Source organism: Lactococcus sp. DD01 (assembly GCF_001578715.1).
Lineage (GTDB): Bacteria > Bacillota > Bacilli > Lactobacillales > Streptococcaceae > Lactococcus > Lactococcus petauri.
The window spans coordinates 1134010-1155276 of the sequence record NZ_KQ968939.1; the positions used below are offsets into that span (position 1 = coordinate 1134010).

Annotated in this window: 19 protein-coding genes; 3 read left to right on the forward strand and 16 right to left on the reverse strand. The window is 38.4% G+C overall.

Annotated features, from left to right (window positions below; all coding sequences use genetic code 11):
* Positions 1-68: 68 nt before the first annotated feature.
* The 5 genes from LACDD01_RS05490 to LACDD01_RS05510 form a co-directional block, all read right to left on the reverse strand.
* Positions 69-380 carry an MGMT family protein gene (locus LACDD01_RS05490; protein WP_061413607.1) on the reverse strand — a complete coding sequence of 104 codons (312 nt, stop codon included), beginning with the start codon at positions 378-380 and terminating at the stop codon, positions 69-71.
* Entirely contained in the window at positions 374-2257 is a 1884-nt protein-coding gene (locus LACDD01_RS05495; RefSeq protein ID WP_061413609.1) for an endopeptidase PepO, read from the reverse strand. Before LACDD01_RS05495 ends, LACDD01_RS05490 begins: the two co-directional genes overlap by 7 nt.
* Before the next feature lie 95 nt (positions 2258-2352).
* The gene (locus tag LACDD01_RS05500; protein ID WP_061413611.1) at positions 2353-4071 is read right to left on the reverse strand and encodes a putative polysaccharide biosynthesis protein; all 1719 of its coding nucleotides are present in this window, start codon (positions 4069-4071) and stop codon (positions 2353-2355) included.
* A gap of 113 nt (positions 4072-4184) precedes the next feature.
* Positions 4185-4739 carry a hypothetical protein gene (locus tag LACDD01_RS05505; protein WP_061413613.1) on the reverse strand — a complete coding sequence of 185 codons (555 nt, stop codon included), beginning with the start codon at positions 4737-4739 and terminating at the stop codon, positions 4185-4187.
* 8 nt (positions 4740-4747) lie between these two features.
* A complete protein-coding gene (locus LACDD01_RS05510; protein ID WP_061413615.1) occupies positions 4748-5248 on the reverse strand; it encodes a hypothetical protein in 501 nt (166 codons plus the stop codon).
* A 280-nt stretch (positions 5249-5528) separates the two neighbouring features.
* Here LACDD01_RS05510 and LACDD01_RS05515 point away from each other — a divergent pair, with 280 nt between their 5' ends.
* Both LACDD01_RS05515 and LACDD01_RS05520 read left to right on the forward strand, forming a co-directional pair.
* Positions 5529-6407 carry a helix-turn-helix domain-containing protein gene (locus LACDD01_RS05515; RefSeq protein ID WP_061413616.1) on the forward strand — a complete coding sequence of 293 codons (879 nt, stop codon included), beginning with the start codon at positions 5529-5531 and terminating at the stop codon, positions 6405-6407.
* Between the two features lie 193 nt (positions 6408-6600).
* Positions 6601-8052: a UDP-N-acetylmuramoyl-L-alanyl-D-glutamate--L-lysine ligase gene (locus LACDD01_RS05520; RefSeq protein WP_061413618.1), complete on the forward strand. Its 1452-nt coding sequence runs from the start codon at positions 6601-6603 to the stop codon at positions 8050-8052.
* Positions 8053-8113: 61 nt separating this feature from the next.
* Here LACDD01_RS05520 and yjeM read toward each other — a convergent pair whose 3' ends face one another.
* From yjeM to LACDD01_RS05560, 8 genes are all read right to left on the reverse strand, one after another.
* Positions 8114-9715 (reverse strand): glutamate/gamma-aminobutyrate family transporter YjeM, encoded by a 1602-nt coding sequence (gene yjeM / locus LACDD01_RS05525; protein ID WP_061413620.1) that lies wholly within the window; start codon positions 9713-9715, stop codon positions 8114-8116.
* 341 nt (positions 9716-10056) lie between these two features.
* Positions 10057-11298 (reverse strand): peptidase T, encoded by a 1242-nt coding sequence (gene pepT / locus LACDD01_RS05530; RefSeq protein WP_019292420.1) that lies wholly within the window; start codon positions 11296-11298, stop codon positions 10057-10059.
* 2 nt (positions 11299-11300) lie between these two features.
* The gene (locus LACDD01_RS05535; protein ID WP_061413622.1) at positions 11301-12065 is read right to left on the reverse strand and encodes a DUF1803 domain-containing protein; all 765 of its coding nucleotides are present in this window, start codon (positions 12063-12065) and stop codon (positions 11301-11303) included.
* A complete protein-coding gene (locus LACDD01_RS05540; RefSeq protein ID WP_014024319.1) occupies positions 12065-13009 on the reverse strand; it encodes a manganese-dependent inorganic pyrophosphatase in 945 nt (314 codons plus the stop codon). The genes LACDD01_RS05535 and LACDD01_RS05540 overlap by 1 nt, the downstream gene beginning before the upstream one ends.
* 145 nt (positions 13010-13154) lie before the next feature.
* Positions 13155-13949: a pyruvate formate-lyase-activating protein gene (gene pflA, locus LACDD01_RS05545; protein WP_061413624.1), complete on the reverse strand. Its 795-nt coding sequence runs from the start codon at positions 13947-13949 to the stop codon at positions 13155-13157.
* A gap of 66 nt (positions 13950-14015) precedes the next feature.
* A complete protein-coding gene (locus LACDD01_RS05550) occupies positions 14016-15476 on the reverse strand; it encodes a DHA2 family efflux MFS transporter permease subunit (RefSeq protein WP_061413626.1) in 1461 nt (486 codons plus the stop codon).
* A gap of 112 nt (positions 15477-15588) precedes the next feature.
* Positions 15589-16917 carry a hemolysin family protein gene (locus LACDD01_RS05555; RefSeq protein WP_061413628.1) on the reverse strand — a complete coding sequence of 443 codons (1329 nt, stop codon included), beginning with the start codon at positions 16915-16917 and terminating at the stop codon, positions 15589-15591.
* A gap of 45 nt (positions 16918-16962) precedes the next feature.
* Complete coding sequence (locus LACDD01_RS05560) at positions 16963-18084, reverse strand: AI-2E family transporter (RefSeq protein ID WP_019292424.1); 1122 nt, start codon at positions 18082-18084, stop codon at positions 16963-16965.
* A gap of 109 nt (positions 18085-18193) precedes the next feature.
* Between LACDD01_RS05560 and LACDD01_RS05565 the strand changes: the two genes are divergently transcribed.
* Complete coding sequence (locus LACDD01_RS05565) at positions 18194-18640, forward strand: GNAT family N-acetyltransferase (RefSeq protein WP_019293329.1); 447 nt, start codon at positions 18194-18196, stop codon at positions 18638-18640.
* Between the two features lie 97 nt (positions 18641-18737).
* Here LACDD01_RS05565 and LACDD01_RS05570 read toward each other — a convergent pair whose 3' ends face one another.
* The 3 genes from LACDD01_RS05570 to scrK all read right to left on the reverse strand — a co-directional run bounded on the left by LACDD01_RS05570 (position 18738) and on the right by scrK (position 21261).
* Positions 18738-19319: a uracil-DNA glycosylase family protein gene (locus tag LACDD01_RS05570; protein ID WP_019293328.1), complete on the reverse strand. Its 582-nt coding sequence runs from the start codon at positions 19317-19319 to the stop codon at positions 18738-18740.
* On the reverse strand, positions 19320-20210 hold the full coding sequence (rsmA, locus tag LACDD01_RS05575) for a 16S rRNA (adenine(1518)-N(6)/adenine(1519)-N(6))-dimethyltransferase RsmA (protein ID WP_061413630.1): 891 nt from the start codon (positions 20208-20210) through the stop codon (positions 19320-19322).
* Positions 20211-20385: 175 nt separating this feature from the next.
* Entirely contained in the window at positions 20386-21261 is an 876-nt protein-coding gene (gene scrK / locus LACDD01_RS05580; protein WP_061413632.1) for a fructokinase ScrK, read from the reverse strand.
* Between the last annotated feature and the right edge of the window lie 6 nt (positions 21262-21267).

A 21267-nucleotide genomic window follows, 5' to 3' on the forward strand; every position in this document is an offset into this window, starting at 1 on the left:
GTCGACAAACCATTACCCTATATTATATCATTTATCGACTGTCTTTACAAGGTCTAAATGCCCTTGAATTACTTTTCTTTCAGCTTAACTTTACCTCTATCCGTCACTTCAACACCTTCTAATTTTAACAAACGAATTTGTTCTAGACGCCCTTCACCGTGCATCCCTATAGTGCCATCTGATCTGATGATTCGCCACCAAGGTAAGTGATGGCTTTCCGATAGACCGTGAAGTGCTCTGGCGACTTGCCGCGCACCATTTATAAGGCCTGCCCGTAGTGCAATATCTCTGTATGAACTCACTTGTCCATAGGGTACCGTTTTGATTTCCTTAAGTATCCGTTGCGTTTCCGGCTTAAGCTCTTCAAAGTCCTTTACCATATTTTCACACGTTGGTCAGGCGCGCGATACATCCCGTCGCTTTCTTGCACCTCAAAAGTCTGATAAAATTCTTCTAAGTTTGTCGGTGGAATATTGGCGCGCAACTTCGCTGGGGCATGAACATCCATTGAAAGAAGCATTTGCTGGAATTCCATGCTGGCTTTCATACGCCAAATTTTCCCCCATTGGCTAAAGAAATCTGTAAGATTAACATCCTCTTCTTTTTGCGCAGCAGTCATCGCTGCCGTGATTCCTCCTTGATCGGCAATATTTTCCGAAACAATCAACTTGCCGTTTGCTGGACCAGCTTCAGTTGCTCGTCCATCAAAAGCTGCAATCATTTCTTCTTGTTTCTTCTCAAAAGCTTCATAGTCTTCGTCTGTCCACCATTTATTGAGATTGCCATACTTGTCAAACTGTGCTCCATTATTGTCAAAAGCATGTGAAATTTCATGGGCAATTACTGCACCAATACCACCGTAATTTTGACTAGCTGACTGTTCAAGACTGTAGAAAGGTGCCTGTAAGATAGCTGCCGGAAAAACAATCGTATTGCTGTCCGGACTATAATAAGCATTAACCATATGAGCCGGCATATGCCACAAGCTCTTATCAACTTCTTCGCTAAATTTTTCATAGTGACGTGCAGTGAGTAATTCATCAAAATGACAGGCATCTTCGTAGAGAGTCCCGTTTCCAACTTTAAAACGACTATATATTTCTGGAAGTTTGTCCGGGTAGCCTATGAACACAGTAATTGCACTCAATTTTTCAATAGCCTTATCAATCGTTGCACGACTGAGCCACTCATTTTTATCTAAGCGTTCTTGATAAACTTTAATCATCTCAGAAGTCATGTGCTTAACGTCTGATTTAGCTTCTTCTCCAAAATATTTTAGACCGTAATAAAGGCCAATCACTTGACTGAAATAACTCTCCGTTATATCGAGTTGATGTTTTTCTTGACTCCTTGCCTCGGATACATTCGATAAAAAACGTCCATATGCAGACCCTAAAAGTCGTAATTCATCTGAAAGTAAGCCAGTTGCCTTACGCGCGATTTTCACCAAGATCCACGCTTTAATTAAAGGCCAGTTTTCTTCGTTGATGATATGGTCAAAAGAGTCATAAAAACGATTTTCAAAGACAACGATTTTCTCCGGTTCAGTGCTAACCAAACCCTTAATAAATGAGTCAAAATCTATATTTTTAAAATGTCCTACAAACTCCTTAAAAGGAATCGGATTATAAAGCTCCGCATATTTAGCCCACTCTTCCGCAGTATTTGCTGATTCCACCAAAAGGCCATCAAAAGCCACTGCTTTAGCCGCGATTTCTTGGGCATCTTTTTGCCCAAAATGCTCTAATATTTCCTTGGAATTTTCCTGCCAAAAACTCAAAAGTTCAGCTTTACGAGGATGACTTTCCTCATAGTAAGTAGTATCAGGCAAAATAAGCCCAGGACCAGTGAAGCCTAGAGAATGGTGCACTGCATCTTTCATATCTGCATCAACGCTGATTGAGAAAGGTAATGGGGCTTGAGAATGAAAAATCAAATCAAGTAAATGCGTACGAAAATCTTCGAATGAGTTAAGATTTGTTACCTTATCCATCTCTCTAATAACGGCCGAGAAATCGTTTTTATTACGACTTTTCCAATCTCCTGCCTTATTGTAAAACTTTATAGCCTCTAGCAGTTCAGGATTATCTTCTGGAAGTTCCACAGACATGCGCTGCAAATCGGCTGTTAAGTTTTTTTCATTTTCCAATACCAATTCGTCAAAAGCAGAGATACGAGGTTTATCAGCTGGTATCTGTACCTGTTCAAGCCATTCGGCATTTACTGTTGCAAATAAATCATCTTGTATTCGTGTCATTATAACCTCCTGAAAACGTTTTTTATATTATAACATAAAAGAAAAAGCAAACTTCCGAACAGCTCTGCATTCTGAAATTCGCTTTATCTATTTTTTTAAATATGAAGTTTTTGACGAAGTCTTGTGCCTCGGCTCCCCATTAATTTTTCAAGTAAGCCAGCTTTGGCTGCAATATAAATGTAGGTGAAGAATCCACCGCCACCAGCCACAGCTACCACGAGCAAGGCTTTGAAATGACCTGGAGAAAGTAGCATCAAAATCAACGAAATCAACCCATAAAGAACCAGAGTCACAACGGCCATAATAGCCGTAATAATTGAGATTCCAATAATTCCTTTCAAAGTACTCTTAACTCGGAAACCCGTAACTTCATGAATTTTGCGAATAATAATCCATGTGCCATATCCAAAAGCAATAGTTGTCGCCACAAGCGGACCATAAGAGTGGAAAATCATAATTGACGGCACTTGCAAAATCAATTTGATCACTAAAGTAATAATGAAGTAACGCATCGCTACTTTAGAATAGTGCAAAGCTTGCAAGATTGGGGCAACCATCGTGTACAAAGCCAGCAAGAAGCTTTGGAGGACAGCCCAGATAAACAGTGCAAGCTGCAAGCTATTTACTGAACCATAAAACAGTGTATAGATTGGTGCAGCTAAAATTGTCATGCCTAGGACCGCAGGCAACATAAAGGCCACAAACAGTTGAAAATCGTAAGAAATCAAATGCGCTGTTTCTTTATAATTCTTCTTAACAAAGTTAGAGGCAATAAGTGGCAGAGCCACAGCTCCTAAAGTCATCGCTTCACCAATGAGAATCATTGTCAATTTGTCGGTATTAGCAGAAAAGTATGAGAAGAAAACTAAAAGCTGTGTATCACTATAGTCAGATACCCACCGCATGACCGTAACAAAGGTCGCTTGGTCCACAATTTTAAAAATTTGAATAGCTGAGCCAATAACGACAAACGGGATAGCTTGATAGATGGTTTGTGAAAGCAGGCGCCAAGCACTAATTTTTGTAATACTTGGGCCTGGGTTAATAATCTTGCCAAGCATATTGTTTTTGATCAAATACCAGAGCAAGACAGCACATGAGCCCAACATACCGATAAAGGCTGCTGTTGTGGATTGGACAACTGCTTGTGTCCAATCTCCACCTGAGAAGCCAAGCTTCATAATCATAAACGTAAATACTAACATCCAAATTACACGGACAACTTGTTCATAAATTTGGCTCAAAGCTATCGGCTTCATATCATTAAGCCCTTGGAAATATCCTCGAATAACTGACATAGCCGGGAAAATCAGAATGGCGAGCGAAAGCGAGCGCATCACCTCTGTTAGGTTTTCTCCTCCACCTGACATAGCTGCTAATGCGGGCGCACCGATATACATCACACCAGCTGCTACAATACCAAGCCCAACCATAAAAATAAAGATATGACGAACTAAACGATTGCTTAGATTTTCATCTCCCATCGCATTATAATGGGCTACCTCACGCGCAATAGCTACAGGAAGACCTGCAGTTGAAATCAAGAGAAAGAGCGCATAAATATTATACCCCATTGAAAAAAGGGCATTGGCTTCATTATTGTGTTCTCCCATCCACGCAAACCACGGAATGATGTAAATCGCACCCAGAAGACGTGATAAAATATCCGCTAAAGTAAACCACAAGGTCCCGCGCATCATTGTATCCTGCTGTGCTGCTTTATTGTCTCGAATCTCTTTACGCTTGGTTTCCGCATCCATTTGCTGGAGCTTTTCTTCCATGCTGAGATTATCAGTCATTTCTGTACTATTCATTTTTCTATTTTACCATGAAGTAGGGATTTTTGACAATAAAAGTTTATAACACTCCTTGGACAAAATAAGTTCTATTTCGAACTACAAATTCTAGATGGATGAGTTTAGTTCCTTTATTTACTAGAACCGTGAGATATAATTAACTTGAAATTCCAGAACGTTTGACATAAAAGTAGCACAGAAAAAAATGTCACGCTATAAAAATTAAAATAAGTTATAAGCAGGATGAAAGCTAAGCCCAGAAGTCCTCTAAAAAAATACTCCTTTATCTGTCGTTGGATATACATTAACTTTAAGATGCGCATACTGATAAAATAAGCCCGGATTACCGTATTCATCATTATTAAGAAGACCGTTGCCAAGACTACAGTTAAATTCATGGACGAAGCTACAGTAAAAAAAGATAGAGCCATCAGGTAAGAAAGAGCCTGAATTTTTGGCAGTTGTTTTTTGTAATAGCTTAGCTCCACTGTTCTTTCCATGAATGCCACGTTTTGGAAGATGAAGATACCCATGTAATTCAGAATGAAACTGCTCTGAATTACCACAAGAAGACCTAAAAGTGAATCAAAACCCGTGAATACACTTTCCTCTGAAACAAAGATAAGAAAACTACCACCAAGGAAAATCAGAGCGCTAAAAATATAAGTTTGGTTATTTTTATTCATAAGGATGATTAATAAAAAAGCCGGAAATTTCCCATTGTATAGATAGCTGCTCCTGCTGAAACACCAATAACAGCGCCAACGGCCCAGTTCCAAGCTGCAACTGTTGCTATTTTAGCCGCAATGACTCTATAGCTATAGACATATACGCCACGCGCGATAGCCTTAATTTGTGTCCAACCAAACCCTACCGCAGTTAAAGCCCTGCGCATCCCTGCTGAACGATGCCACAAGCCTTCCAAATTCCTTCCGACCATTCGGATAGAAAAAGCACGCGGTGCCAATAATGGCACATTTTGACTTGCCATCAATACTTTTTCTTTTTGTTGTAAAAAAGCCAAGTCAGATTCATCAAATGTAACCTGTTCAAGCGAATCCCAATTTTCACTTTGTTGTTGACTTGCTTGAATATCATTCGCTTGTACTAGCCCTGTCACAGACGGTCCAACTGTCGAAAATAAGAGAGCGAGCGCAATCATACCAACTATCCTTTTTTTAGTTTGTCTTTTCATTAAATTTTCCTTCCTGTGATTATGATTTTTTATGTGTGAATTTTTCAGCAAAGATACGAATAATACTTAAAGATCTTGATTAACCCTATCCCTTTATATCGCTTATAGTTAGTCTATAACAACATTACACCTAAAAACAGTTATAACTTAGACTTAAATTACTATATATTGACAGCTCTTTGTCGACCTAGTTTATAGAAAAATTACCATAAATAAGCTTTTTCTTGCTCTTTTACCACAGTTTCAAAACATAAAAATATTAAAAATATAGGAGTCTTTTATGAAAAAAACACTGCTCATCGGAGAAATATATCGTTATTTTCGTACTTCTAAAAATTTCGCCCTTAAGGAAGCGGCGAAGGACTGCATCTCCACTTCCCAACTTTCTAATTTTGAAAATGGACGCAATTATGTTTCTTGCATTGTTTTGCTCTATCTCTTGAATAATATAAATGTAGCACCTCACGAATTTTTCCATCATCTTAATACCCAACTCAATCATTTGGACTGGTTTGAAGAACGTGATATGGCTCATCTAAACAGTAATACGCTCCATCTTCAAAAAATTATCCAAAAATATGAAAAATCACTTATACAAAGCTCATCTTCCACTCAAAGATTAAACTTGGATAAATTTCGCTTAGAGGCAACCATGAAGCAGATAGATTCCCATTATCACCTCTCTTCTAAAAGTCTTACTGTCATTAAACACTACTTAATTAACGTCAAAATATGGGGCGCATATGAATTTGATTTGTTGAGTGACATAGCTGGATTTCTAGACTTAGGTACCTTATCAAAGTTTAGCCATAAAATACTCAAAACAGCACGATGCAGAAACATTCATCCTCTTACCCAAAAAGCTCAAATCAAAACTGGAATAACCTTCCTCGAGATTTTTATTAAAAATAGACAGAAATATTTAGCGGAAGAGTTACTTCATTTTATTGCTTCTTTAAAGATTCCAGAAATTAATCTTTTTGAAAGAGTAAATTTCATATACCAAAAAGCGCATTTTGAAGTGGTTTTTGGAGATACGAGCGCTATAGAAACAATGAAAAAATGTCAATATATTTTTGAACGATGTGAATCCTATCAAATTGCTCTGAAACTTGAACAGGAAATTAAAAGCTTAGAGACTGTAGTAAAAGCAAGATAAACACTTCTTATAACACTATCCTCTCTTGTTCACGAAAACATGAAGCGGTTATCAAGTTACAAAAATATAGGTGAAAATGGTATAATTAAGCCTACGTATAAGAAAAAAGCACCTATCCACATTTAAGTGAAGTGCCTTATAATTTAGCTCTCTTCCAGAGTTAAATGGTATAAATAAAGGAGGCAGAAAACCCATGCTCAAAATACAAGATGTTTTAGAAATTCTGAAAAAAGACGAAAACTTTCACGAGATTATCTTTAAAAAGGAATATTACTATAACTGGGAAGAAGATTTCACCTTCGATCAATTAAGCTATGATAGCCGAAACACTTCTGCATCAACCCTATTTTTTGCGAAAGGTCTAAATTTTAAAGCAGAATATCTAGAAAACTTAGCAGCACCTTTCTACATTTCTGAAATAGATTATGAAGTGGAAATACCTGCAATCATTGTTTCAAATGTTAAGCGTGCAATGAGTCTCTTAGCTCAATCATTTTATGATTATCCACAAAATGAACTCCAAATATTAGCTTTGACCGGAACAAAAGGAAAAACAACTTCTGCTTACTTCGCTAAATCAATCTTAGATGAAATGAACGGACAAAAAACATCTTTGCTTTCTACAGCAGAAACAACTCTTGATGGGAAAAATTTCTTCAAATCTGAGTTAACTACACCCGAAAGTCTTGACTTACTTAAAATGATGCGCCAAGCTGTGGATAATGGAATGACACACCTTGTGATGGAAGTAAGCTCACAAGCTTATAAGACTGAACGTGTCTATGCTATTAACTTCGATGTTGGCGTCTTCCTTAATATCTCTCCCGATCACATCGGACCTGTCGAACATCCTACACTTGAAGATTATTTTTACTGCAAGCGACAACTTTTACATCATTCCGGTTACTTTGTAGCCAACAGCGAAATGACCCATTTTAATGTCATTAAGCAAGAGTTAGCAGATCTTAAAATCCCGCATGATTTTTACGGTGAAAAATCTGACAATCAAATCATCGAATCTCATGCACACGATTTTACAACAAGCGGTAAAATAGCTGACCATTTTGACATTCGTTTACTTGGAAAATTTAACCAAGAAAACGCCTTAGCAACAGCTTTAGCAACCCAACATCTAGGAGCCACAATCGAACAAATTAAAAACGGCTTAGCAAAAGCCGTAGTACCTGGACGCATGGAGATGTTAACTACAAAAAAAGGTGCAAGAATTTATGTCGATTACGCCCATAACGGTATTAGTTTGCAAAACTTAGTGTCTGTTGTTGAACCTCATCATAACGGTAAAATCGTCTTGGTTTTAGGAGCTACGGGTAATAAAGGTGAAAGTCGTCGTAAGGATTTTGGCCAAGTTATCGAAGCACACGAACGCTTAGAAGTCATTCTCACTCAAGATGATTCTAACCACGAAGATCCTAAAGCCATTGCTGATGAAATCGCAAGTTATGTTTCACGCTCCTGTGATTTTGAAGCAGATCGTGCAGAGGCTATAAAACAAGCCATTCAACGTGTGACAGATCAAAATGATGCTGTTATTATTGCTGGAAAGGGTGCAGACAAGTTCCAGTTAGTCAATGATAAACGTGAACCTTATCCTGGTGATAGAGCCATAGCAGAAAAATTTATTTAAAAATTGCCTCATCGGCATTTTATGTTTTGGAATAAAAAAAAGCAGCCTAAGCTGCTCTTTTTTATTTAGCATTATGTAATTCATCTTCAGAAAGTTCTGTTAATGAGGCATATTCTGCAGGGTAACGTTTTTTGTAGCGATTCATCATAAAGAAGGCTACCAAACCAAAGATAACTGGACCAGCAATCATTGATACAACTGTTTGGATTGTATCTCCAAGGACTGCAGAGCGTTCAGCAACTGGCAAAGCAAAGTAATCTGTGATAGGTTGGATTACTGTGAAGGCATTTGCAAAAGCAACAACAAGAAATGTTACCGTTACAGACGCCATCGCTACACCTTTAGATTTATAAAGCGTAAATGGTTTTTCAATATTATCATTGAGTTTGAATTTTGCATAGGCAATAACGATAAAGAGGTAAGGCAATGTCATCGCAACGTTGGCCATGTTTGTCAAGATTGCAAAGAATTTCGCCGCTGCTTCTGCACCACCACCAAGGTTGATGAGCATGTTCAGCAAGATGATAACAAAGACAATTACGAATTGGATAACCATGGCAAATTTTGGCATACCTGATTCTTTATCAAGTTGTCCATAGCGACCAGGCCAAAGTTTATCTGGTGTACCAGAAATAATTTGTTTAACTGGGCTGTAAATCAATGTAAAGAAAGCACCCATTAATGAAAGCAACATTGCAAGACCCATGTAACGGGCAAGAATTGAACCGATAACTACCGCACCTGAATGACTCATACCAAAAGCAGCACCAAGCGCTTCACCAAGGTATTGCATTGTTACATAACCTGCATTACCAAGGTTAATTGTTCCAGCTTTTACGCCTTCGTAAAATACACCGCCTGTTTGGTAATTCATGAAGAAACCAACACAGAGAATCATTACAGAATAACCGATTGCAATGATAAGCGCTGACGTTACAACACCACGAGGGAAGTTTTTCTCAGGTTGGTCTGTTTCATCAACCAAACCACCAACTGCTTCAACACCACCATAAGCAAAGATAGCAAATACCATGAAGGCAATAAAGCCAATTGCAGAACTGTTATTGAAGTTAGGGTTAAGGCTGGTTACAAAAGCTTCAGCAGTAATTGGTGTTGTTGGATGTCCATTAAGAATAAGGACTAAGAGTGCGCAAATCAAGAGAATCGCATTCAATGAAAGAACAGCAATACCACCAAGTGTAGCGAATTTTTTGACTGCATCCAAACCACGAAGTGCAAAGAAAGTGATTGCAGCAACCCAAATCATAGCAATGATTGAGAGAATCCATGGATCTGGCACATGAAGCGAGTTACCAAAAATCATGTTTGTGATGGGTACCATGATACCATTTGAAACGTTGACCATCCATACCAAATATGAAGCGTACCACATAAATGTTCCGACGAAGGCGAAAGTTGGACCAACTGCTTTCTCCATCCAAGAATAGATCCCACCTTTTTCTTCTTTGAAAGCTGAACCAAGTTCAGTTACCATGAAGGCAAAGGGCAGGAAGAAGAATAATCCACCCACGATATACCATGGAATTGCAGCATAACCCATCATGTAGAATGCACGTGGGATGTTGTTAAATCCATATACTGATGTGAAGATCATCAGGCATAAGCCGACAAGAGAAAGTTTCCCTTTTGCTTTATCAGACATCAAATGTCCTCCTTTTTTTATAATCAGATTGACTGATTGAAAATATTTGTAAATCAAGTAACTTAAAGTACTTGTATAATTACCATAAGTAAAGGCGAGTGGGAAGTTTGACCAGAACTCTCAACAGTGAATTATATTGTCTTTTATAAAAGATAGAATAGAACAATCATAACTAGAATTCGTTATAATTGTGCGACAATTCTAAGAAAAACCTAAAACAGGTCACCCAAAGGCGACTTGTTTATTGGTTTATTTAATTAAGAAAAGTAAATTCTCTCGAAAAAATCACTGTTGGAAAGCTATTCCTCCCAACCTTAAGAACTATTTTAGCTTATTATGCTTTATTTTTCAACTTTATTATTGAGTTTAAGCATTTCGAGCAGTACATCTACTGCTTTTTCCATAGTTTGTAAGCTTACAAACTCAAAACGACCGTGCATGTTTTCACCACCAGCAAAGATGTTCGGTGTTGGCAAGCCCATAAATGAAATCTTAGAACCATCTGTCCCACCGCGAACAGGTTCGATTTTTGGCTCGATATCCAAGTTTTTCATTGCTTCTTCGGCTAAATCAATGATTGACATGTCTTTCTCAATAACTTGAGCCATGTTGTAATATTGATCTTTGATTGTGGCTTTTACGCGTTCAGAGCCAAGTTCAGCATTCATTTTATCAGCAATTTCTTGCATCAAGGCTTTGCGCTCATTAAATTTATCTTCTGCATGGTCACGAATAATATATTGTGCGCGTGCTTCTTCGACAGTTCCATCTAATTTCAAAAGGTGGAAGAAACCTTCACGTCCTTCTGTTTTTTCGGGACGATCAAATTCTGGCAATTGCGCATGGTAATCCATTGCTAATTGCAGAGCGTTAACCATTGTATTTTTGGCTGTACCTGGGTGAACATTTTTACCTTGAAACTCTAAAACAGCACCGGCAGCTGAGAATGTTTCATATTCCAATTCACCAAGGGGTCCACCGTCAACTGTATAAGCAAAGTCAACATTGAAATCTTCAACATCAAAACGGTCAGCCCCTGTACCGATTTCTTCGTCTGGACCAAAACCAATACGGATTTCACCATGTTCAAAATCAGGATTGATATTGATTAAATAATCAGCCAAAGTCATGATTTCAGCAATCCCCGACTTGTCATCAGCACCCAAAAGTGTTGTACCATCTGTATGAATCAAAGTTTGACCTTTGTAGTTTTTCAAGTTTGGGAATTCTGCTGGATCAAGACTGAAACCAGAATCACCAAGTTTAATCACAGACTCTCCATCATAGTTTTCAAGAATTTGCGGATTGATACCTTCTGCATTAAAGTCTGCTGTATCCATGTGAGAAATCAGACCGATTTTACGGACATTTTTGTCTGTAGTTGCTGGGATAGTCCCTACAACATAACCGTTTGATTCAAGATAGTGTACATCTTGAATACCAATTTCGCGCATCTCATCTGCCATTTTATGAGCAAAATCAACAAGAGCAGGAACAGATGGTACAGTTGTTGAATTTTCATCTGAACGTGTGTTTACTTTAACATAATCAAGGAAACGGGGTAACAATTTTTCGTATTTCATTTTTATCCTCCTATGGAAATGAAGTTCTTTAATACCTTTGTTTGTTGGATTTGGGCAGAGATGAAGTCTTGAGGAGAATCAAAATGAATTTCTTCAAGTTGAAGTGTATCGTCAAACGCAAGATTTGACGTAAACTCTCGTTCACCTACTGCGGAGATGTAGCCATATTTTTCTAAGGCTCTGATGAAAATATCTGGACGTGCTTTGACAATATCTTTACGCGTAAACTTGAGTAAAAAACTGGTCATGTATTTCAGAGCATACTCTGGATCAACATCGCCCATAAGCTGATATACTTCTTGTTCAAGTATTGTAAGCGGTAAGTGATGCGCCACCTTGTAAAAATAGTTAAATAAGCTATCTGTGGTCAAATCATACCGACTTGAAAAATGTAGCGTGATTGTATTGGTTTTATTTTGAAGTTTTTGCTGGACAATAGACTGCTCCAGTCTCTGCTCCACTTGACTTCCAACTGTCACAAAAAATGGTTCCTCATAGATATTAACAGCTACAGGCATTGTTTTTGAAGAAAGATCAAAGTCAGCATCAGTAAAAACTTTAAAATTATTGCCATAACGTTTATCCTTGCGCCAGATAAAACCAGCAGCAATAAAGCTATCAAGCTGGCGATCTAAGTTTTTCTCTTGTTCAAAAACTTTATGAATTTGGCGTAAGGTTACATCTTCATGCACGTGCAGGTAATTAATCAGTTTTAAGAAAAAAGGCTGACAAGTCAGCCTATTTTCATTAAAAACGCGAATAGGCATTATTTGTTAAACTCTTCAGTAAGTTGTGGTACAACTTGCTTTTTACGTGAAACGGCACCAGCTAAGAAAGCATGGTCGTCTTCTAACGTAAAGTGGAAAGCTGCTTCAACTTTATCTTTGTGGCTACCGATTTCGACAATTTCTGAGTTAGAATTTACGATATCTGTAATCATGAAGACAAAGTCATCATAATGTTCAACTTCCATTGCTTTCTTGATGGCTACTTTGACATCGTGTAAGCGTGAAAGTACATCTTGAATTTCAACTGTATTTACCTGAGCGATACGGATACGACTGCCATTAAGTTCAAATGTTTTTGCATCAATATCAATGAGTTCATCTGCTGACTTGTTGTCCAAGTTTGTGCCAGCTTTAAGCATAGCCATACCATATTCTTGGAGATCAACACCAGCAATTTTTGCCAATTCTTCTGCAACTTTATGGTCAGTTGCATGTGTTGTTGGTGATTTCAAAAGCAATGTGTCTGAAATCAAACCTGAAAGCAAGAGACCTGCTACTTCACGGGGAATCTCAACACCCGCTTCAAGGAATTTGCGGTAAACAATTGAAGAAGCTGAGCCAACAGGTTCAATTGTCATAAACAAAGGAGAAGCAGTATTGAAGTTAGCTACACGGTGGTGGTCCACCACACCAAAGATATTTAATGAAGCAATATCTGCGATTGATTGTTGGAATTCATTGTGATCCGTCAAGATAACTGTATCCACGCCTTCAGCTGCTGCTGATGTTACAACACGTGGTGCTTCTACACCAAAATAGTCCAATGCAAATTGCGTTTCTTCATTAGGTGTACCTAATGCAACACACTCTGTATTCAAAGCGCCAACTGGACGATGGTTGCTCAAATATGAGAAACCATAAGATGATGCGATTGCGTCTGTATCTGGTTTTTGATGACCAAAGACAAAAATTTTATCTGACATTTCTTTTACCTCATTTATATATTTATATTCGCTTCATTATATCAAAAAAAGAGGATTTACGCACGCTTTCAATCTATTACTGGAAGTGTTCTTGCCTTAATCTTGGCACTGAAAAAACTTGAAAGCCAAATGCGGCCTTCAAGTTTTATCTAATTCTCTCTAAATATTCTTGATAAGTTTCTGTACCCATGATTGATTGTGCATTGGACACACGTTCTTTTGTCGGCGGTTTAACACCAGCAAGTGGATATTTCCAGCCTAGTTCGCGCCATTTGAATTCCCCCATCGTATGATAAGGTAAGATTTCAAATTTCAGAACATTATCCAAGGTTTTAACAAATTCCCCTAGCTTTTCTAAATCTTCATCAATATCCGTTTCACCTGGTACAAGCACGTGACGGATCCACATGGCTTGCCCCTTGTCAGAAAGGTAGCGGGCAAATTCTAAAATATTTTCATTAGGGTGTCCCGTCAAGGCCTTGTGACGTTTTGAATCAATTTCTTTCAAGTCCAGCAAGACAAGATCTGTGACTTCAAGAAGTTCATCAATACGAGAGGTGATATATTCATCCGTTCTAAATGGCCGTGCTGAAGTGTCTAATGTGGTATGGATACCCAAACTTTTAGCGTATTGGAAAAGAGCGATGACGAAGTCAATTTGCAACATGGCTTCCCCACCAGATACAGTGAGACCTCCTTTTTCGCCCCAAAAACCACGGAAACGAAGTGCTTCGTCCATCACATCTTCTACCGTACGTGTCGTTGCTTTTTCGTTTTTCAACGCCCAAGTATCTGGGTTATGACAATATTTGCAGCGCATTTGACAACCTTGCATAAAAACAATGAAACGTACTCCTGGACCATCTACAGATCCAAAGGATTCGGTAGAGTGAATCAGGCCGGTTACTTTTTTGGCTTCTTCAATATATGTATCAGTCATAAGCTTTTCCTCTTCTTCAGTATGCTTTTATCATACCTCAAATCTCTCTTATTATCAAATCCTTTTCTAGGCTCTTAATTTTCCATCATCAAACAGGTTAACCACAAAAGTAATCACGCAGAGAAGCAAGGCCAAGAAGAAAACATTATGCAAAGCTCCAAGAACGATTTGTTCTAATTGACCATGAATTTTCTCGGGAACGACTACGTTGGAAGCTGTACTAATAAATTCGTTGACATTCTTAAAGCTGACTTCTGGAAATTTACTGAGCCCCGCATTGATACCTAAGGAAAAAGCTAGCCCCAATATCCCGGTCATCATTGCTTGACCCAAAGTTCGCCCTAGCACAACGAGAGAACTTGCTTGACCAACCATTTCAGCAGGAACCATTTTTTGTGCCAAAAGTGTCGTTGTTGAAAGTATAACCCCCATCACACTTCCTGTGAAAGCTGAAATAATGTAAAAACCTTCAATTGGGAAAGCAACACTTGAAAGAACCAAGGGAATGTAGACCAGGATAAGAATACCCACTAAAACGGCATAAAGTCTCTTCGGCGCAAAACGTCGTAAAAGAAAACCAACAAAGAAACTGGTTACCATCCAAAACAATGATGTAGGTGTTAATGCAAGACCTGCAACAAAGGCTGGAACGCGGTAAATGGCTTGTAGCCAAATAGGAAAATAAATATTGAAAGCAATCAAGCAGCCACTTAAAAGCATTGAAATAATAATCTGAATACTGAAAGTCCTTGTTTTAAACATTTCTAAATTAAATAAAGGATCGACTGCTTTTTTCTCTGTACGAATAAAAATGATGCTGGCCGCAACAATCAAGAAGAGGAGCACAACTTCTAATAGCCAATTGATTGTGGAAGCTGACATTTCTTGAAACATCAGTAATAATGAAACTAAAAGTACAGATAGAGAGACAATACCTGACCAGTCCATCGGTTGTTTTGCTGTTTTTTCATGTACATCCTTATAACCAAAAATTGTAAGTAAAAGTGTGATCAATCCCAAGGGCACATTAATGAAGAAAACCCAGTGCCAACCCAACGTATCAACAATCCATCCGCCAAGCAACGGGCCTACTAAAGCCGAAATCGCCCAAGCTGTATTATTCAACGCCATAATTTTTGCACGCTCTTCAAAATCAAATAAATCAGCAATAATTGTGAAGGTTAAAGGCATCACAGCTCCTGCACCGATACCTTGAATCGCTCGAAAAATAATGAGGAATAGCATATTGGGTGCGATACCACAAAGTACCGAACCGATCACAAAAGAAACAAGTCCAAAGATAAAAATATTTTTCCGTCCCAGATTATCCGCCAACTTCCCATAGATTGGTGTGGCAATAGCTGAAATCAGTAAATAAATAGCAAAAACCCAACTTTGTAATTCTAGACCTTTCAACTGAGAAATAATGGTTGGCATAGCTGTGGTCACAATCGTAACCTCAACAGATGTCATAAATGTTGCAATAAAAATAGCTATAACAATAGCCAAATGTTCTTTTCTTTTCATATTCCCTCCTCTGTTCTATATCTTCATTTCTTTTACATTTTATCATAGTTTTTTTCAGAAAGTCAGGACAGTAAAATAAAAAGATAGATTAATTTTAATCTATCTTTTACTTTTATTCAGGAAGCTCTATATCGAACTCCACACGAAGTTTTAATATACGATTTCCATCTACTTCCAGACTTGTGAGTGAGAAATGATCTTCTAAGTTGTCAATCTTACACATCACTTGTTGACCTTTTTCTGGAATTTGTCCTGTTTCTGAGAGGAAGAAACCGGCCATTGTGTCTACATCCTTGTTGACCAAATGTGTGCCAAACTCGTCATTAAAGTCATTGATGGTCATTTTACCTTGAACCACATACATGTTCTCACCGATCTTATGAACTTCTGCTTCTGCAATATCCGTTTCGTCTTCAATCTCTCCGACGATTTCTTCAATCAAATCTTCAAGTGTGACGATACCTTCAACGCCCCCATATTCATTCAGCAAAATAGCCATTTGATTTTGGGTATTACGCATCTGAAGCATCAAGTCATCCACAAAGACTGTTTCAGGAACAAAGAGTGGTTCTTGCAACATCTCGCGGAAATCAATGTTATCAAAACCGTCAGCAAAGCCTCGAGCTAAGATACGTTTGGTGTGAATAATCCCTAAGATGTTGTCTTTATCATCATCATAAACAGGCACACGAGAGTATGACTCGCTGAGCATTTTCTCAATATTTTCACGCGGATCATCATTGATATCAATCATGAAGGCATCCGTACGTGGAACCATAATTTCACGTGCTACAAGTTCATCAAGACTGAAAACACCTGTAATCATTTCACGTTCAGAATCATCTAAGGCCGTTTCATCCGTGTGCACGAGATACTCAATCTCATCACGTGTCATGTCATCATCACTGCTGTCAAACTTGATTGGGAAAATTCTTGCCAGCCCATTAATCGTAATGGTCAACAACCAAATGAAAGGTTTTAAAACTACACCAATCGCCATCAAGGGACGAACCATTTTCAAAGCTGCTTTTTCTTTCAGAGCCTGAGCGATACGTTTAGGGAAAAGCTCACCAAATACAATCGTAAAGAAAGTCAAAATAACCAAGATAATGATTTTACTTAAGGTTTGGGCAAAGCTTGTATCACCAAACAACGGTGCCAGCTGTGCAGCTAATGTATCAGCCAAACTTGCCCCCGCTACGATATTCAAGAAGGTAATCCCAACTTGAACGGTGGACAGGAAGTGTGTCGGATTATCGATTACACTAAGCAAATATTGATACTGCTCATCGCCTTCACTCGCCTTTTGCTCTACACGCGATCGCGATAGAGAAACGAGTGCCATCTCACTTGCTGAGAAGAATGCATTCAAAGCAGTAAGAAAAACAAGTAATAAAATCTGTAAAATTATCGAGGTGCTCTCGGGGTCAGGGTGTGCCATTTTTACTCCTATTTTTTAGTAATATGAAAACTATTATATCATAGTTTAATCGTTTTGAAATATTTTTTTCTTTTCTTGCTCACGATGATTATGCCATAAGCCAGCAAGGAACTTCACAATTTCTTTAACTAATGAGTAGACAGGTACGGCAATAATCATACCTAGAATCCCATATAAACTTCCTGAAACCAACATCAAAACCATAACCGTCACAGGGTGAACGCGCACAGCATTCCCCACGATTTTAGGATAAACAAGGTTCCCGTCAATCTGTTGTAGGATTAAAACATAAGCGACAGCGAGTACAGCTGTCCAAGGTTGAGTAAATGCCAAAGTAAAAATTACCGGCAAAACTCCGATATAGGGTCCTGCATAAGGAATTAAGTTGGTAATAGCCGAAAAGCTGGCAAACAAGAAGGCGTAAGGAATGCCGAACAACATGTAACCTACAAAGACAAAGATGAAAACCAAAAGCGAGTCCAAAGCCACGCCCGAAATATAACGAGAAATTGTCGCATTCATCTTCTCAAGGAGCTCAACAAAACCAAGTGGATCTTCACGAAAAATTGTACGTTTTAAAGAAGGAAGTAATTTTTCACCATCTTTTAGCATATAGTAAAGTAGGATAGGAACTAAGATAGCAACCATAACCACAGAGGAAATGATACTTACGATACTTCCAACACTGTCCGTTAAATTTTTAAGCAAATTATTCAGAATATCAGTATAAGATAAATTAATATTACTAATCATGCCATTAATGTCCAGCTGACGGTAAATGTGAGCAAATCGTGGATCATTTTGTAAAGATTCAATCCAATGACGAAACTCAGGAAATGCTTTCGTACTGGCATCAATCAAGCTACTTAACTGCGAAACGACATTAGGAATGATGGATGCAATACTCCAAACCACAAGTCCAAGCAAAGTAATCAAAACAATCAAAATCGCAAAGAAACGTTTAATTTTCCAACGGGTTTCCATATAAGTCACTACAGGTTTGAAGATGTAGTAAAGAAAACCCGCGATGATGAAGGGAATAAAGAGCAGGGCCAAAAGAGTTTTGACCGGTTGGAAGAGAAATTCCAGTTGCATGAGCATAAAAATAAGCAGGGTCGCTGCTAAAATTTCTACTGTCCAAAAAAATAATTTACTGTTTTTAAACATAATATCCTACTAATAAGGGCAAACGAAGCCCTTTCTTTTTTTTTAAAGCTATTTATATTATAATTGAAATAAGATTTTTACGCAAATTCAAGATTTCGGGAGGAAATTTATGCAAATCAAGCAAACCCGTGACACCATGTCGGAAATATACTGTGATGCATTACGTATTCGTAATACTGTTTTTGTAAAGGAGCAAGGTGTTCCTTTTGATTTAGAAGTTGGCAGTCCTATTGATGAGGCACATTCCGTGCACTTTGTAGGTTACGAGGATGGCAAAGCCTTAGCGACTGTTCGTCTTTTGGTGGATAGCGAAGATAAGAAACATGCTGTGGTCCAACGAATGGCCGTTCTAAAAGAGGAACGTGGCAAAGGTTATGCAAATGTCCTCTTACAAAGTCTTCTTGATTTTTGCAATCAAGCAGGAATTACCCTTTTAACTTTGCATGCACAACTTAGCGCCAAAGGCCTCTATGAAAAATTCGGCTTTCAAGCGCAAGGCAAAACCTTTACAGAAGCTGGAATCGAACATGTTACCATGTCTTTTGAAATTAAATAAAAAAATAAGCGCTCACCTATTCACCGTTGGAGAGCGCTTTCCTTTATTTATATGCATTATATTAGCAATTCCTTAAACAAAACTAAACCTCCTTGCTTCAAGCAAGGAGATTTTTTACTCTTATTTTTAACTCCGGCAAGACCTGTGCCTCAAACCATGGATTTTTCCGTAACCAAATATTATTACGTGGTGAAGGATGCACAAGTGGAAAATATTCCGGTAGATAATTCTCAAAATCACGTACAACATCCGTAATACGTGTTTTCTTCGGCACATTAAGATAGTAAGGAATCGCGTAAGAACCAATGAGGACAATAAGCTCCAACTGCGGCATTTCTTTAATCAATAAAGGATGCCATTTTTCCGCAAAGCCTTTACGGGGCGGTAAATCACCAGATTTTCCTTTACCTGGAAAGTAAAAGTCCATAGGCAAGATGGCGAGCTTAGATGAGCTGTAAAATTCTTCATAAGAAATCCCTAGCCATTCACGAAGACGATCCCCAGAAGGATCGTTCCAAAAAAGACGGCTCTCCTGTGCTCGAATTCCTGGTGCTTGACCTACAATAAGGATTTTTGCTTCCTGGTGTGCAGAGTAGAGCGGGTCAATACCTTGTGCAGTATACAAAGTATTTTGCGGATCTTCTTTTATGGCTTGAAAAATTTTTGACAGCTTATCCATTTATTCTCCTTCTTTGAGAGGAAGTAGAGCATCGGCTAACCGTGCGAATTCTGGTATTGAAAGTGCTTCGGCACGAATGGTAGGCGAAATATCCGCCTGGGCCAAAAGTTCAGTTATTTCTGGTTTTTTATCCTTACCAAAAGCAGATTGTAAGTTGTTCATCAAGGTTTTACGACGGTGAACAAAGGTTGAGTGCATGGTTTTAAAGAAGAAATCTTCATCCTTCACAGCAACCAAAGGCTGCTCGCGGTGTGTCATCTTCAATATAGCTGAATCTACATTAGGCGCTGGAACAAAAACTGTGCGCGGCACAGTGAAAGCGACTTGCGCTTCCATATAATATTGCACCGCTATCGAAAGCGAGCCGTAAGCCTTTGTGCTTGGTTTAGCTGCAATACGATCCGCAACCTCTTTTTGCATCATCACTACAAACTCAGTAAAGGGAATCTTAGATTCAATCAAGTGCATGAGAATTGGTGTTGTAATGTAATAAGGAAGATTTGCTACGACTTTTATAGGCAAGTCAGGATTTTTGAAATTCTTGATGTGCTCACGCATATCAACTTTCAAAACATCAGCATTTACAAGTTGAAAGTTATCATACGGCGCCAAAGTTTCTTCCAAAATTGGAATCAAAGTTTTGTCAATTTCAAAAGCCATTACTTCTGCTGCTTCTTCAAGTAAATACTGTGTGAGTGAACCAATACCTGGTCCAATCTCAATCACGTTTACTTGATCTGAAAGTTCAGCAGTTGCCGTAATTTTTGTCAAAATATTATGGTCCGTCAAAAAGTTTTGACCAAATTTTTTCTTAAAGTTAAAGTCATGCCGACGAAGAATATCCTGTGTGCGAATGACATTTGAGATACGATCTATATTTGAAGTTGTCATAGCTTTATTATAGCAGAAAAGCCGACGAACTGCTTTTAAAGAAAAAAACAGAAATCAAAGAATTTCCATTTTTTTCTTTTTATAACCGTAAATGCAAATAAGCTAAGCAAAACATACTTTTTCTCCTTAACTTTAGCTTGTGAGCTACGAATAATATTTTGGGAAGCCCAGCATCTCACTCCACAAGCTCTAAGGCTGCTTTACCTAAAGCAAAGTTCCCAAGGGTTGCGGAGCCATTTTCCGAAACACTCGGCAGGCGCAAATATTCATCTATCGAACATGGGAGAGCAACGTAATGATTCAGAAGTTTCACAAATTCTTTTTGAACATGTGCGAGCATATTGGGCTGCTCCATAATCCCACCGCCTAATATAATAGCATCAGGTGCTAATGTTAAAGTTGCATTAAGCACGCCTTGCGCGATATAGTAGGCCAAGATTTCCCACTCAGGACTGCCTGCAGGAAGTTCTTCACCCGAAATCCCTGTTCTGGCTTCAAGACTTGGACCTGAAGCCAGTCCTTCCAAACAATCACCATGAAACGGACAAATACCTTTAAAATAAAGATCGTTTGGATGGCGTTTAACCATTTGATGGCCCATTTCAGCATGGCTTGTAGCACCAATAAAGTGACCGCCTTGAATAGCGCCGCCGCCAATCCCTGTACCAATAGTAAAGTAGACTAGATTTTCAAGAGCAGTATTCATCATTTCACCATAAGCCGATGCATTTACATCAGTAGTAAAAGCTATGGGAACATGAAGCGCGTCTTCTAAAAGTCCAACCAAATCCGTATTTGCCCAACCAGCCTTAGGTGTTGAAGTAATAAAGCCGTAAGTTTTACTTTTACTGTTAATATCGATAGGACCAAACGATCCTAAGCCAATTGCCGCAACATTTTTTGATTTAAAGTAATCGACGGTAGCAGCAATTGTTTCCTCGGGTGTTGTGGTAGATATTCTAATTTTATCTACAAGCTCGAACTGCTCATCCGCAACGGCGAGCACAAATTTTGTCCCACCAGCTTCTATAGATCCATAATACATTGTCAACTTCTA

Excerpts from the sequence above, each read along its gene's own strand:
- LACDD01_RS05535 (WP_061413622.1), bottom strand. The coding sequence starts at position 12,065 with ATGCCTATTCGCGTTTTTAATGAAAATAGGCTGACTTGTCAGCCTTTT.
- yjeM (WP_061413620.1), bottom strand. The coding sequence starts at position 9,715 with ATGTCTGATAAAGCAAAAGGGAAACTTTCTCTTGTCGGCTTATGCCTG.
- LACDD01_RS05540 (WP_014024319.1), bottom strand. The coding sequence starts at position 13,009 with ATGTCAGATAAAATTTTTGTCTTTGGTCATCAAAAACCAGATACAGAC.
- LACDD01_RS05515 (WP_061413616.1), top strand. The coding sequence starts at position 5,529 with ATGAAAAAAACACTGCTCATCGGAGAAATATATCGTTATTTTCGTACT.
- LACDD01_RS05500 (WP_061413611.1), bottom strand. The coding sequence starts at position 4,071 with ATGAATAGTACAGAAATGACTGATAATCTCAGCATGGAAGAAAAGCTC.
- LACDD01_RS05520 (WP_061413618.1), top strand. The coding sequence starts at position 6,601 with ATGCTCAAAATACAAGATGTTTTAGAAATTCTGAAAAAAGACGAAAAC.
- LACDD01_RS05550 (WP_061413626.1), bottom strand. The coding sequence starts at position 15,476 with ATGAAAAGAAAAGAACATTTGGCTATTGTTATAGCTATTTTTATTGCA.
- LACDD01_RS05565 (WP_019293329.1), top strand. The coding sequence starts at position 18,194 with ATGCAAATCAAGCAAACCCGTGACACCATGTCGGAAATATACTGTGAT.
- LACDD01_RS05560 (WP_019292424.1), bottom strand. The coding sequence starts at position 18,084 with ATGTTTAAAAACAGTAAATTATTTTTTTGGACAGTAGAAATTTTAGCA.
- LACDD01_RS05570 (WP_019293328.1), bottom strand. The coding sequence starts at position 19,319 with ATGGATAAGCTGTCAAAAATTTTTCAAGCCATAAAAGAAGATCCGCAA.
- LACDD01_RS05510 (WP_061413615.1), bottom strand. The coding sequence starts at position 5,248 with ATGAAAAGACAAACTAAAAAAAGGATAGTTGGTATGATTGCGCTCGCT.
- rsmA (WP_061413630.1), bottom strand. The coding sequence starts at position 20,210 with ATGACAACTTCAAATATAGATCGTATCTCAAATGTCATTCGCACACAG.
- pflA (WP_061413624.1), bottom strand. The coding sequence starts at position 13,949 with ATGACTGATACATATATTGAAGAAGCCAAAAAAGTAACCGGCCTGATT.
- LACDD01_RS05490 (WP_061413607.1), bottom strand. The coding sequence starts at position 380 with ATGGTAAAGGACTTTGAAGAGCTTAAGCCGGAAACGCAACGGATACTT.
- LACDD01_RS05555 (WP_061413628.1), bottom strand. The coding sequence starts at position 16,917 with ATGGCACACCCTGACCCCGAGAGCACCTCGATAATTTTACAGATTTTA.
- pepT (WP_019292420.1), bottom strand. The coding sequence starts at position 11,298 with ATGAAATACGAAAAATTGTTACCCCGTTTCCTTGATTATGTTAAAGTA.
- LACDD01_RS05495 (WP_061413609.1), bottom strand. The coding sequence starts at position 2,257 with ATGACACGAATACAAGATGATTTATTTGCAACAGTAAATGCCGAATGG.
- LACDD01_RS05505 (WP_061413613.1), bottom strand. The coding sequence starts at position 4,739 with ATGAATAAAAATAACCAAACTTATATTTTTAGCGCTCTGATTTTCCTT.